The sequence below is a fragment of the Paenibacillus sp. J22R232 genome, from assembly GCF_056269165.1.
Genome location: NZ_JBWDNK010000011.1, coordinates 53235 through 66725, shown reverse-complemented (window position 1 = coordinate 66725; position 13491 = coordinate 53235). Strand labels below are relative to the sequence as shown.

At 47.4% G+C, this 13491-nt stretch carries 10 protein-coding genes; 7 read left to right on the top strand and 3 right to left on the bottom strand.

Annotation, left to right across the window (positions count from 1 at the left end):
• Positions 1–82 precede the first annotated feature (82 nt).
• Positions 83–2131 (bottom strand): Na+/H+ antiporter, encoded by a 2049-nt coding sequence (locus tag AC0YN3_RS24870; protein WP_475777622.1) that lies wholly within the window; start codon positions 2129–2131, stop codon positions 83–85.
• A 385-nt stretch (positions 2132–2516) separates the two neighbouring features.
• Between AC0YN3_RS24870 and AC0YN3_RS24865 the strand changes: the two genes are divergently transcribed.
• Positions 2517–4961, top strand: a complete 2445-nt coding sequence (locus AC0YN3_RS24865; protein ID WP_475777621.1) for a glycoside hydrolase family 27 protein — start codon at positions 2517–2519, stop codon at positions 4959–4961.
• Positions 4962–5584: 623 nt separating this feature from the next.
• On the opposite strand, the gene AC0YN3_RS24860 is transcribed toward AC0YN3_RS24865, so the two are convergent.
• Positions 5585–5923 carry a substrate-binding domain-containing protein gene (locus tag AC0YN3_RS24860; RefSeq protein WP_475777705.1) on the bottom strand — a complete coding sequence of 113 codons (339 nt, stop codon included), beginning with the start codon at positions 5921–5923 and terminating at the stop codon, positions 5585–5587.
• 9 nt (positions 5924–5932) lie between these two features.
• Complete coding sequence (locus AC0YN3_RS24855; RefSeq protein ID WP_475777704.1) at positions 5933–6184, bottom strand: LacI family DNA-binding transcriptional regulator; 252 nt, start codon at positions 6182–6184, stop codon at positions 5933–5935.
• A 350-nt stretch (positions 6185–6534) separates the two neighbouring features.
• On the opposite strand from AC0YN3_RS24855, the gene AC0YN3_RS24850 reads away from it, so the two are divergent.
• The 6 genes from AC0YN3_RS24850 (at position 6535) to AC0YN3_RS24825 (ending at position 13431) form a co-directional block, all read left to right on the top strand.
• A complete protein-coding gene (locus AC0YN3_RS24850) occupies positions 6535–7437 on the top strand; it encodes a helix-turn-helix domain-containing protein (RefSeq protein ID WP_475777620.1) in 903 nt (300 codons plus the stop codon).
• Positions 7438–7531: 94 nt separating this feature from the next.
• The gene (locus AC0YN3_RS24845) at positions 7532–8530 is read left to right on the top strand and encodes a phytanoyl-CoA dioxygenase family protein (protein WP_475777619.1); all 999 of its coding nucleotides are present in this window, start codon (positions 7532–7534) and stop codon (positions 8528–8530) included.
• Positions 8531–8645: 115 nt separating this feature from the next.
• Positions 8646–9440 (top strand): sugar phosphate isomerase/epimerase family protein, encoded by a 795-nt coding sequence (locus AC0YN3_RS24840; RefSeq protein ID WP_475777618.1) that lies wholly within the window; start codon positions 8646–8648, stop codon positions 9438–9440.
• A gap of 381 nt (positions 9441–9821) precedes the next feature.
• Entirely contained in the window at positions 9822–10778 is a 957-nt protein-coding gene (locus tag AC0YN3_RS24835; RefSeq protein WP_475777617.1) for an ABC transporter permease, read from the top strand.
• Positions 10779–10788: 10 nt separating this feature from the next.
• Positions 10789–11676: a carbohydrate ABC transporter permease gene (locus AC0YN3_RS24830; protein WP_475777616.1), complete on the top strand. Its 888-nt coding sequence runs from the start codon at positions 10789–10791 to the stop codon at positions 11674–11676.
• Positions 11677–11817: 141 nt separating this feature from the next.
• On the top strand, positions 11818–13431 hold the full coding sequence (locus AC0YN3_RS24825; RefSeq protein ID WP_475777615.1) for an extracellular solute-binding protein: 1614 nt from the start codon (positions 11818–11820) through the stop codon (positions 13429–13431).
• Positions 13432–13491: the final 60 nt, after the last annotated feature.

The window sequence follows — 13491 nt, the reverse complement described above, 5'->3', positions numbered from 1 at the left end:
GACTAGTAGAGAAGTCCCGACATGCTTGTCTGAACGCAAAGAGGTTCTGAAAATATAATCCAGAACCTCTTTGCATTCATCCTTATTCCTCGCCGTTATCCAGCAGCAGCATTTCGTCGAAGTTGATTGTCTGCAGCAGCTCAAAAACCATTTCGGAAGAGATTTGTTTCGTTTCCTCCAGCTCTTGAATCTGGTCGCGTTTGACTTGAATGCTCCTCAGCTGGATGCTTTTGACTTCGTGCTGGAATTGCTCGCTATCCATTTTATTGGCTTTGGCTTGCTCGACTCGGCGGCTATAGTGCCGAATGACGAGCATCGCTTCGAATCGGTCATCCTCTGCGGCCAGGCTTCGGATTTTTTCAACGGCAGCTTGCTGCAGCTTGTCCTCTACACCTTTTAACTCCACGATTAAATCCTTGGCTTCTTTTGCTTTTTTGTACAAATCCGATGAAGGATCGACCTGATCCAGCCGCTTCAGATTGCGTTTGATCCAGTACATTTTGAAGTTGTACCACAGCTTTCTGAAAATAGAGCGAAGCGTAAACAGCTCCTGCGGCTGATGGAAAAGCGGGAACAGCACCTTCAATTGCGGGGACAAAAGCCCCTCTTCAATCATTTGATTCAGCTTGTCCAGCTCGGCCTCGCGCCCGATGCGTTGAAATTCTTTAATTTTGGAGCTGGAATATTGAAGTGCCTTGCCTGTTTTGATATAGCGCAGCTGTTCTTCCAAATCGGCAATAACCTTTGCAGTGGCTCCGGGCTGACTGGGAGAGTATTCGGCCTTTAGGTGCTGAATCGTTTTTTTAATAATAAGCTTATGTGCATCCTCCGCCGTTAGCGGCATTTCCTCTGCTTCCTTCTCCTCCGAATTTCTGCTGATGAAAGGCAGTACGACCGTCGCAAAAACTAAGCTGATCAGAATGACGCCAGAGGCTATAAATAAAAAGGTATTGCGAAGCGGAAAGGGAGTGCCCTCCGAAATTTCAAAAGGAACGGACAATGCGGTAGCCAGCGTAATCGTTCCGTGAATGCCGCAAGTCGCTGCCAAGAATGCGTAGCGGCCCTTGGAGCCCAGCTTAGCCTTCAATCTTTTTCCTCGGGAATCCGTTTCACGCGCGGCAAAGTTACGATAGAGCAAGAAGATCCATAAGTAACGAATGAGAAAGAGGCATATTGCGATAATAAAGGTCAATCCGAGCGCCTTACCGATGGTGATCTCTTTGCTTTCAATCAAACCTTGAAGCACTTCGGGCAGCAGAAAGCCAAGCAGAACAAAGACAAATCCGTTTAAAATGTAACCCAGCACAGACCATGTCGTTATGGACGTGAGTTGGATTTTGGTCGATGTCTGCTGCAGCCTGTCCCTCTCGATGCCATGGATGATTCCTGCAGCAACGACAGCCAAGATACCGGACACGGATAGCTCCTCCGCAATGATAAAGATGATGAAGGGAGTAACCAGCTGAATCGCGACCAGCGAGTTGACTTCTTCAAATCCGCGCTGCCGAAGGGTAAGTCTTAGCTTTACGAATAGAAACCCGAGAACGAGGCCGGCAAAAAAACCTCCAATCGATACAAACGCAAAGTTCAGTGCCGCCGACTGAATGGAGAAGACACTGGTTAGCACGACAGCCAGAGCGACCTTAAAGGAGACGATGCCTGCCGCATCGTTCAGCAAGGACTCTCCCTCTAGAATGGACATCAAGCCTTTCGGCAAAGTGAGCCCTTTCGTAATCGACTTAACCGCGACCGCATCCGTCGGCGATAATACAGCGGCGAGAGCGAAGGCTGCTGCAAGAGGCAGAGAGGGAAGCAAGAGATGGATAAAGTAGCCAAGCCCAACAACGGTAATGATGACGAGCCCAATTGCCAGCATTAGAATCGGTTTCTTGTAAGTCCAAAGTTCTTTGCGCGAGATGACGCGGGCATCGCCGAACAGCAGGGGAGCGATCAGGCAGATCATAAATACCTCAGGTTCAAATGCAAGGGAAATATGCAGCGGAAGCCAGGATACGAGCGCGCCTAAAACAATTTGAAACAAAGCTAACGGTATTTTGGGATATTTTTTATTAAGTACGGTAGCAATAACAATGACGGCAATTAACGCTAAAAAGGAAATTAAAAACTCCATTTACTACCTGCTTTCTGATGTGTGATCGTACTAATTATGGTCTGAATTGGCAATACTCATGCAAACTATTTCCTGAAAGGGTTTATGAAAAGTTAATCATTATTATATATTTGTTTGTTTGCGTTGAACATCAGTTAATAAAGTTCTAACAAAGCTTGCGATACGGGTCGCGATATTTCGAGCCGCCGAGTTGCTGGATAAACTGCTGAATATCACGAAAAAATGGAAAGTTGTACCTGAATATGCCTAATTGTACCTTGTTCGCGGCTTCGGCAATCCGCTATGATCGGATCAAAGAAAGCGCTATCATTTTACATAACTTCTGCTCCTCGCCCGCGGCGCTCGCTCTTGATTCGCGCACGTCCATTATAAAGGAGATGAATTGATGAAGACGGCATTAAGAAGAACTGGCTATCTCGCATTTGCATTATGGCTGGCATTCGCGGGCTTCGCGATCCCAGGGAAACAGACCGCAAACGCGGCCAACAACGGGCTTGCGCTCAAGCCGCTAATGGGCTGGAGCAGCTACAGCATGCAAGTGTACTCCGGCAATCCCGCTTGGATTAACGAAACGCAGATCAAGGCGCAGTCCGACGCCATGCATGCGAACCTGCAATCGCACGGCTACAATTACATCAATATTGACGCAGGCTGGAACGGCGGCATTGATGGCTACGGCAGACCGGTTCCGAGCACCACGCTGTATCCTGGCGGATTCACGTCGCTGATCAATTACGTGCATGCGAACGGGCAGAAGTTCGGCCTCTATATGATTCCGGGCATTTCGCCGCAGGCATATAACGCCGATCTGCCAATCTACGGCGCACCCGGCTGTTCGATGCAGGACATCGCGGCTCAGCCGCTGAGGACGGCGGACTATTGGAATTTGGGCTATAAGATTGATTTCGGCAACTCGTGCGCGCAGAGCTACATCAATTCGATTGCCGACTTATTCGCTGCTTGGGGAGTCGACTTCGTGAAATTCGACAGCGTCACTCCGGGCTCCGGACACAACGACACTTCAATCGACTCGCGCGGCGACGTCGCTGCCTGGTCGCAGGCGCTGAGCGCGCACAATATTTGGTTCGAGCTTTCTTGGGCGCTGGACCACAACTACGTCGACACGTGGAAACAATATGCCAACGGCTGGCGCGTGGATTGGGACGTTGAATGCTATTGCACCAACACCGCGCTGACGGCCTGGGCGAACATCGACAGGCTGTTCCCGAAGGCCGCGATCTGGTGGCGCGATGCGGGACCCGGCGGCTGGAACGACTTCGATTCGCTCAATGTCGGGAACGGCTCCATGGACGGCTTGACGCAGGATGAACGGAGGACCGCCATGTCGTTATGGGCGATGTCATCGGCGCAGCTCTACACAGGCAACGACTTGACCAATTTGGACGCTTTCGGACTCTCCTTGCTCACGAATGACGAAGTTATTGCCGTGAACCAAGCGGGCCGGCCAGCCCATCCGGTATCTATCGCTTCGAATCAACAGGCGTGGTATGCCAATAACGGGGATGGCACGTATACCGTTGGCTTGTTCAATCTAGGCAGTACCGCCGCGACAGTCTCTGTGAACTGGAGCGACATCGGACTGAACGGCGCCGCGACGGTTCGGGATTTGTGGACCCACAGCGATCTCGGGTCGTTTAATACCGGCTATAGCTCCGTCAATTTGCCCGCACATGCTTCCCGGCTCCTCAAAGTGACAGCGACGGGCGGCTCCGTTTCGGTGAACGACGACGACACCGGCATGAAATATACAGGCGCGTGGCAGCGTAGCTACAGCCGGGGGTTTGGCGACTACGGGGACGATGTCCATTACACGCAGACGAATAACGACGCGTTTGAATACACTTTCCGGGGCACAGGCATTGATCTCATTACGGAGAAAGATTCTTCCCAGGGCAATATCGACATATACGTTGACAACGTCTTTAAACAAACGGTCAACACCTATAACGCGACCCGACAGGCACAGCAGACCGTCTACAGCATTACGGGCCTTTCCAATGGTCCGCATACGATAAAAGCCGTCAAGAAATCGGGTACCTTCATGCTAGTGGACAAATTGCAGTTCAGCGTGCCCTCGCCGATTCTCGTGAACGATACGGATCCCGGCGTAACGTATACGGGTACGTGGACGACGAGCAGCGCCAGAGGCTACGGCGATTATCAGGACGACGTCCACTACACGCAGACGAACAACGATTATTTCCAATACACGTTTAACGGAACGGGCATTGACCTCGTCACCGAGAAGGAGGCTTCCCAAGGCAATATCGATATCTACATCGACAACGTCTTCAAGCAAACCGTCAATACGTACAACGCCACGCGATTAGCCGCACAAACCGTGTATAGCATCGACGGGCTTGCAAGCGGCTCGCATACCATCAAAGTCGTTAAGAAATCGGGCACGTACATGCTGCTCGATCAACTGCGGTTCAAGAGCAGCCAGAAGCAATACAATAATACGGATGCCGGCATCTCCTACACGGGCTCATGGTCGCTTAACGGCAACCGCGGATTCGGGGACTTCAACAACGACGTCCACTTCACCCAAACAAATAACGACTACTTCCAATTCTCCTTCACAGGAACTGGCGTAGAGTTGATTACGGAGAAGGACGTCTCGCAAGGCAACGTGGACATCTACTTGGACAATGTGCTGCAAACCACGGTCAACACTGCCAATCCGACGCGGCTGACCAATCAGGTCATTTATAAAGCGACTGGCCTGACAAATGGCAGCCATACGCTTAAGGCGGTGAAGAAATCGGGCACATTCATGCTGCTGGATTCCATCCGGGTAACGCCGTAAGCGCCGTTTTGGTTTAGAAGGATGGGAATAAGTGGAACAAGTGGTTTCAAAGCCCCTATAAGCGGACTCTAGGAGTAAGCTACACGCAACTTGCCGAATTGATTCTAAGCAATTCGGCGGGGGGCGTGTTTATTGTTTGTTTCGGCTTGTGGAAGGGGGAGAGCATGACCATCTAAGCTTGATGTAAAGACATAGCCAGATTGATTAATTTCGTTTTATTCCATGATGGAATGTCAAGTTGAGTGCGCCATCTCTTCCGTTAATGCAAGCCACCTTTAAAGGTGGCTTTTTTATGTTGTATGAAGTGGATGATAAACTTCATACAGAAATTTTACGGAGGGATATGCAATTGCAACTACTATCAAGGGAGCCTTGAGGTTCATCAACCCCGCCTATAACAGAGAAACTCCCTTTGTGACAAAATATGCGTGGATATAGTCATCGTAAGACTATAAATGTAAGGGTGATCCATTATCCGCTCCAAATGAATATGATAACATTTTTAATGTAAGCGGTATCATTTTGGAGGAAGAATCCATGGATACCCGATATCATAATTTGAAGGGGCGAGAACAGGATGAGAAGTAAGCTTACAGCATCATATTTTTATTACGTACTCGGTTTCAGTACTCTTCCAATGCGCGCTTGTAGCCAACCAGCCGTTCGCGAGCACTAGAAATCGTATGATGGGCATTCAGAAACAGGATATCCATGTGACCTTGTTCCAGTAGGTGCATGGTAGCTAAATAGCCACCTTTCTCATCATCGCTAACGACATAATCCATCGTTTCATTCTCCAAATGGCGCCCGAGCAGCACGAAAGGCGTTCCCTTACGTTGAAGGATTTCCATATTATCGTCATTTCCTTGCGAGGGACAGATAATAATACCGTCTACGTTCTTGGACAAAGCGGACAGAATTGCTTTTTTCTCGGCGTCTTGGTCCTCATAAGAATTTAAAATGATCGTCGTTTAGTCCTGCATTCTCGCTGCTTTTTCGATTTCTTTCAAAGCAATGGAGAAATGGGGATTCGAAACATCGGCCACGATTACTGCAATTGTTTTTGTCATACCCGAACGAAGTGAGCTGGCTAACGTATTGCCGATATAGCCGAGCTCTTGAGCTTTGTTTTGGATAAGCTTGATGGTGGACGCGGAAATATCCTCTTTATTTTTAAGCGCACGAGAAACGGTATTAACCGTAAATCCAGTTTGCTCAGCGATATCCTTTAGCGTGGTAGCTTTTTCGCTGTTTCGTTCATTCTTTTATTCCATTTCATCATTCCTTATTCCGCGATTCGGCGGTCCGTTATTATATGCTTTAAATACTAGTGACACCTAGGCGTGTTGTCAATATGAGGGGGAATACGGGTAAATCTTCTGAATTCTCTCATCTTTCATCTTCGAGGCCATTTACCAAATCGCTTCGTTATGTGCTTGCGGCCGGCTACGCCTAGGCGCCGGATCCAAGCGGGAACTAGAGTCCACCTATTTGGCTACAAGTTGGCACCGCAAAAGATAATCGGATAAAATACAAGGGTCAGTATAAATCAAAAGAGAGGCAGCTGAAGAACATGAGCGAACAGGAGCTTAGCTACTTGCCCTCTGTACATAATGCTGGAGACTTCGTGATTCAAGCCGGATTTGTGCTCGGGCCCAGGGAAATTGACGATTTCGAATTAGTCTACTTTCCCGATGGTACCCAAACGGAATACGAGATAGGCGGAAGCTTATTCGTCCTTAATGAGCCGTGCTTCATATTCACCAGACCCGGGGAATCGCATACCTACCGGTTCGCGCCGAAAAAAAACGTAAGACATTTGTTCGTACATTTCGATTATGCCTCTTTAAGGGAAGCGGACGATAGATTTGGGCCATTGCTCCGTGAAGGTCATATGTTCCCGGCTGCGCGGCATATGCTCGTAGCAGGCTTAATGGAGAAGATGCTTTGGATTGCGAACCATCAGCCAGAGCATTGGCGCAGGAGGCTTTCCGTATTGGTTTCCGCTTCTCTAGAGGAACTTTCTTCTTTTTCCGCCCAAGTCGCCGAAGGAGAAACGATCTCATTGCCAGTTCCGATTCAACATGCAATCACCTATATGGAAGAGCATTTGACAGATCCGGTAACGATAGAGGAGGTTGCTTCAACATCAGGCTGGTCACATGAATACTTCACACGGATGTTTGTTACTGCAACAGGCATATCCCCAAAACGGATGCTTCTGGAGTTGCGATTTCGGCGTGCTGAGTTATTGATGATGAAAGGCTCAAGCACAGTGAAGCAAATCTCCTATTCGGTCGGATTTAGGGATGAACACCATTTTTCGAAAATGTATAAAAAAGTTCGTGGAATAACGGCTTCGGATTACATAAAAAGATGTCAGGATCCATTGTTCCGGCACACGGTATCCGTAGTAGACCCGTACACATCTTATCCTTTGAACCGTAATATTTTGGTGAATGCCTTGGTCAAATAAACACATCATTTCCCGGTTTTAAACTATGGAGCGAGCTGCTGCATTAAGCTACAATAAGCGGGTAAGCAACTCAACGTAGGGAGTGAGCCGGCTGATGGGTAAGTTTTACGTACCTAAATCACGTATAAGGAATAATCGCTATCTAGTAAGCGTGAAAGAATATTCCCATTATCATAGAGAAGGCTACTTAATTGTCCGAAACCTATTGTCAAAAGAAGACATCGCAGAGCTCTATGAATTAGCTGAGCAATCAAGACTTAGTAGCCTGCAGTTAGATAAGCAGGCAGATGCCGATAATCAAGATCCTCTCAAAGAGGAATTTGCAAAGGCGACACGGATCCATATGATGTCTCGTTTAAACGCGGCAGCGGAGAGGGGGATGCTTAACCCTCGAATTGTCGATGTTACGGAGGCGTTGGTCGGTCCGGATGTATATGCTCTTCAATCCATGCTTTTTTTGAATCCTCCAGGAAAAGGCGGCCAAGGGTGGCATCAGGATGCATGTTATATTAAGACGCATCCGGATACGCTAATCGGAGCATGGATTGCCTTAGAGGAAGCCGATGAAGATAATGGCTGTTTATGGGTAGTCCCCGGTTCGAACCACGAACCGATCTATCCTCCCGATGGCGTGGGGGGAGGCAATGTGCATGCGGTGGATGCATTCGAAGATCTGAACGGCGTGCAAAACGTGAGTCATTTGGACGATAATGTGAATACGCTTTCTAAGGTTGTCGCCCATTATCCTCCAGCCATACCCGTTCCACTAAGTCCGGGAGATGTTTTGTTTTTCCATTCCCATTTGCTTCATCGCTCCTATCCGAACCGTACACAAGACCGATATCGCCGCTCATATGTTTGTCATTATTGCAACGCTCGTTCGTGGGTGCCATGGGACCATGACGGATTCGAAGGCCATTCAGGGAATTACCGTCAAATTTTAGCCCGCGGGAAAACTAGCCTACCTTACGCAGAGCCTGCATTCGGAACAGAGGTGTACTTGGCATCTGAAGAAGAAGAATCAAGCAGCGTAACGATGATGGGGATGGATAATGGTATGATGTTGCCTATGGGCATGGAGAAAGATAGCTAATAATATAAGTAGAACTAGAAAATTATGTTCTAGGCGCTGCGCGAGTAGATCATACTTATCAACTTATATGGTTTCCTTTTGTAGTAAGGAGATAGATGAAGAAAGGTGGATTCAAATGAAATTGCAACTATTCCATGCTTTTTGGGGCATGGAAGGCTCATTGCGGGAGAAATTCGAGCGTGCAGCCCACCATGGTTATCAAGGTGTTGAAACAGCCCTTCCACAGGATCAAGACAAGAATGAGTTTCAGGAGCTGCTGGAAGAATACAAGCTATTATACATACCGCAGATCTTTACTTACGGCAATCATGAGGAAACGTTCCAGGAGCAATTAGAGCAAGCGCGGGCATTTTCACCAGTTTTCATAAATTCGCATACCGGCAAAGATTATATGTCAGAGGAAGAGCAGCTGTCTTTATTTGCCTTTGCTTTGAGGAAGGAAGAAGAGCTTGGTATAGCCGTTGCGCATGAAACCCACCGTGGGCGCGCAATGTTTACTCCGAGTGCGACCGCAAAGCTGCTTAGGCAATTTCCCGCATTAAAAATAACGGCAGATTTCAGCCATTTTACTTGTGTTTGCGAATCGCTGCTGCATGATCAAGAAGCAGATTTAGCCCTAATGATAAAGAGAACGCTGCACACGCATGGAAGAGTGGGATATACGCAAGGTCCTCAGGTACCGCATCCGGCTGCGCCTGAGTATACAGAGGAGCTTGCCAGATTCGAAGGCTGGTGGGATGAGATTTGGCAGCATCGTTCCCGAGCAGGCATGCCTGTGACAACCGTAACTCCCGAGTTTGGACCGGTCAATTACATGCCTCGCATTCCATTCTCTGGCGAGCCGACCGCCGATTTGTTTGAGACCAATCAATTTATCGCGAAACGTTTTATGGAAAAATATAATTCTTGAGTTGACAATTCCTTCCTGTGTATCGAAAACGTACAAGGAATACGCCTATTCTCAAATGTTTTTGTTGGGATTAATTGGGGAAAAGCCGTAAGGAAGAGATTAGCTGGTAGGTATCAATTTATAGGATAGAGAGGGTTTCCTTACAGCCTATGGCTTATGGGATGCCCTCTTTTGCTTGCTCCCGACTTCATTCCGCTGACGAGCCGAATTCTGATAACGCCAGTCACAGCAAGGGTTTCGGAATTCGGATAGCAGTCGGAAATTAGTCTATTGTGCCTCTCGATGGTGTCCAAGTATAGTGTGGTTAGTCGTTCTCCACCAGAAAGCTATGCGAGGAGAAGATGCGATCACATATGCAAGTCATAGAGAGAAGGGATGCACATGAATCAAAGTTCGACACAAAGGAAGACAAGATTGATACGGGCAAATATGAGTCGTCGAATGGCAACCGGGACTTGGAAAGACTACCAGCTGTATTTGCTGCTAATTCTCCCTATTTCGTATTTTATTTTATTTAAGTATGTGCCGATGTACGGTGCAGCGATCGCATTTCAGGATTACAGCATTTTTAAAGGCGTCACTGGCAGTGCTTGGGTTGGGTTCGAAAACTTTAAGCAGTTGTTCGGAATGAGCCAGTTCTATCAGGTTGTCAGGAATACGCTGCTGTTGAACCTGCTCGATTTAATATTTTCATTTCCTGCACCGATCCTGCTGGCTATTCTACTGCATGAGCTTAGGGTGGTTTGGTTCAAAAAAGCCGCTCAAACCATATTGTATTTGCCTCATTTTATATCATGGATTATTATTGGCGGGCTTGTGTATCAAATGTTTTCCACTAACGGCGGCTTGGTCAACAATCTAATTGGCGCGCTTGGAATCGACCCGATTCCGTTCTTGACGGAAAAAAACAATTGGCTGCTTGTTTATCTTGGTACTGGCATTTGGCAAAGCGCAGGCTGGGGAACGATCATATATTTGGCTGCACTAACCGGCATTAATAAGGATTTATACGAAGCGGCTGAGGTTGACGGGGCAGGCAGATTGAAGAAAATTTGGCACATCACATTGCCAGGCATTCGTTCTACAATCGTTGTCATGCTCATTATGCAGCTCGGTCATATTATGACCATTGGATTCGAGAGGCCATTCGTTATGAGCAATCCGCTCGTGATGGATTATGCGGAAGTGATCAGTACCTTCGTGTATAAGGTGGGTCTGCAATCGGCACAATTTTCATTGGCTACGGCGATGGGGTTGTTCCAGGCATTGGTAGGGCTTTTCTTCGTCGTAATGGCAAACATGATTGCCAAGCGTTCTGGCGAACAAGGATTATGGTAGGAGGTGCGATATGATCACTACAATGAAGCGAAAAGTCCCTAAATTACGGCTTTCAGATATCGTCATAATGTTAATCGTCAGTGTGGCTTTATTGATTTGTCTTCTTCCTTTTTTGCATATCATTGCGATTTCACTTAGTTCAAAGCATGCGGTTTTATCCAACCAGGTTACGATTTTCCCTCGAGGCTGGGACTTCCATGCGTATGAGATCGTATTCACGGATTCGAGAATGCTTTGGTCTATGGGACTAACCATCCTTCTTACGGTGGTTTATGCGGTAATCAGCATGGTAATGAGCATTTGCGCAGCGTATCCGTTAACAAAGGAGCGTCTGAAGGGAAGAGCGTTTTTCATGCTGCTCATCGTATTCACGATGTTTTTCAGTGGCGGCTTAATTCCCGATTATTTGCTCGTTAAGGAGCTCGGTCTGCTAGATAGTTTGTTCTCGCTTATTGTACCGGGTATGATCAGCGCTTTTAATTTGATTATTTTAAGAACGTTTTTCACTTCAATTCCAGCAAGCTTGGAGGAGTCAGCGCAATTGGACGGATGCTCGCACATCGGAACACTGCTCCGAATCATTTTGCCGCTTTCATTACCGGTGCTTGCGACGCTCAGCCTGTTTTATGCAGTCTCCAGATGGAACGGCTACATGGATGCCCTTTTCTACATTACTGACGCGGATTTATACCCCATTCAACTGAAGCTGTACCAGATTGTCATGAACAGCATGGTGACGGATTTGACGGCTCAGGAAGGGGCGGCGCAGCTCGATGTCGTACCAGAGGGAATTAAAGCGGCAAGCATTATGTTCGCAACCGCACCGATTCTAATCGTCTATCCTTGGCTGCAGCGGTATTTTGTTTCGGGTATTATGATCGGAGCTGTAAAAGGTTAATGAACGTGGGGACAAGGCCGTTGCTCCAATGATAGACAATGCTATAACCAAATTAAATCTACCCATTGGTTATCCCTCTGCATCTGCAGAGATGATTAACATAGAGGAAAGTCAAAAAGATACGAAAAGGGGAGTTTGAACATGAAGGCAAAGCAAAGAAGATGGATATTGTTATTTACGGTAGCATTGCTGCTGGCGAGCATGCTGTCCGCGTGCTCCAAGTTTAATAATGATGGATCTTCAGAGTCTTCTGGCGCTGAAGGCAACGGCGCTAGTCAAAAACCAGTAACGTTGAAGGTAGAAGTATTCGATCGGGGCAATGCACCTGCGGGCGCCGGTCCGGTCACCAATAACTTTTGGACGCAATGGATTCAGAAAAACTTCGGCGATCCGAACAACATAAAGCTGGAATTCGTGCCGGTGCCTCGGAATCAAGAGGTAGATAAACTCAACGTGCTTATGTCAACTGGCGATGCACCGGATCTTGTATTTACTTACGACATGAATACCATATACAATTATGTCAATGACGGGGGATTGACCGAGCTTAATCAGCTCATTGAGGATAATGGCCCGAATTTGAAAACGTTTCTTGGCGAAGTGGTTCTCGGTTATGGCGTATTCAGCGGCAAGCAATATACGATTCCCGCCAAGAGAACGCTGCAGTTTACCCAATCCACCTATATACGAAAAGACTGGTTGGACAAGTTGGGTCTGCCGGTACCAACGACGACAGAGGCATTCTACAATACAATGAAAGCGTTTAAGGAGAAGGACCCGGGGCAAACAGCTGGCAAAGTCATTCCTTACTCTTTCAGCGCGATAAACGGTACGACGATTACTAGCCCCGGCGTTCTGATTAGCTCGTTCGTTAAAAATATGGAAGAAGAAGACTTCTATGCCCTGTCATCGGCGAACTATATCCCTGAACTCGCCAAACCAGGCTATAAAGAAGGCGTGCAGTTCCTAAACAAGTTATATACAGAGGGCCTCATCAATCCGGATTTTGCGCTTGACAAAGACGGCAAGCAATTAGAAAGCGATGTATCGAACGGCTATGTTGGAGCCTTCACTGCATTGGCTGCCCACCCTAGCTTAATGCAGGGCGGCAACGTATTCGATACGATGAAGAAGAACGTTCCAGGCGCAGAATACGTCGCGATAGATCCATTCACCAATCAAGACGGCAAGACACCAAAAAGCATTTATGATCCGACAGGTATCCATATGATGATTCCGAAGACGAGCAAGCATGCCGCGGAAGCGATTAAATATTTGGATTGGATGTCGCAGCCCGACGTATTGTTCACGCTCACAAACGGGCTTGAAGGGCAGCATTATACGCTGGAGAATGATCTGCCAAAAGCCATTACAACAGATGAAGCAAAGCAAACGTTCTATAATAACGCCGATATTGCGCTCGTTATTAACGGCAAAGATTTCGGATCCCAGGAAAAAAATATAGAAGCAGTGGCGTTGTCGTTCCCTGGCTATACCGAGCTTGCCAAGCAAACGATTATTAACGGATTAAAGGACGGCTTTACATTGCCTCGTTTCGACCGACCGATTGAATCCGAGATCAAGTACGCCAAGACGTTGAAAGACAAAGGCGAGGAAACTGTGGTAAAGAGCATTCTAGCTAAACCTGATCAATTCGACAAGGTTTTTGATTCCAATGTCGAGGAATATTTAAAGCTGGGCGGCCAAGAGGTTATTGATGAACGCAGAGCGGCTTATAAGGATATGAAGAACTAAAACGTTGCAAGAGACAAACCCCATTGCATGGATGGGGTTTGTCCGTATTTGTAAATATGC

Excerpts from the sequence above, each read along its gene's own strand:
- AC0YN3_RS24830 (WP_475777616.1), top strand. The coding sequence starts at position 10,789 with ATGATCACTACAATGAAGCGAAAAGTCCCTAAATTACGGCTTTCAGAT.
- AC0YN3_RS24870 (WP_475777622.1), bottom strand. The coding sequence starts at position 2,131 with ATGGAGTTTTTAATTTCCTTTTTAGCGTTAATTGCCGTCATTGTTATT.
- AC0YN3_RS24825 (WP_475777615.1), top strand. The coding sequence starts at position 11,818 with ATGAAGGCAAAGCAAAGAAGATGGATATTGTTATTTACGGTAGCATTG.
- AC0YN3_RS24865 (WP_475777621.1), top strand. The coding sequence starts at position 2,517 with ATGAAGACGGCATTAAGAAGAACTGGCTATCTCGCATTTGCATTATGG.
- AC0YN3_RS24850 (WP_475777620.1), top strand. The coding sequence starts at position 6,535 with ATGAGCGAACAGGAGCTTAGCTACTTGCCCTCTGTACATAATGCTGGA.
- AC0YN3_RS24845 (WP_475777619.1), top strand. The coding sequence starts at position 7,532 with ATGGGTAAGTTTTACGTACCTAAATCACGTATAAGGAATAATCGCTAT.
- AC0YN3_RS24840 (WP_475777618.1), top strand. The coding sequence starts at position 8,646 with ATGAAATTGCAACTATTCCATGCTTTTTGGGGCATGGAAGGCTCATTG.
- AC0YN3_RS24835 (WP_475777617.1), top strand. The coding sequence starts at position 9,822 with ATGAATCAAAGTTCGACACAAAGGAAGACAAGATTGATACGGGCAAAT.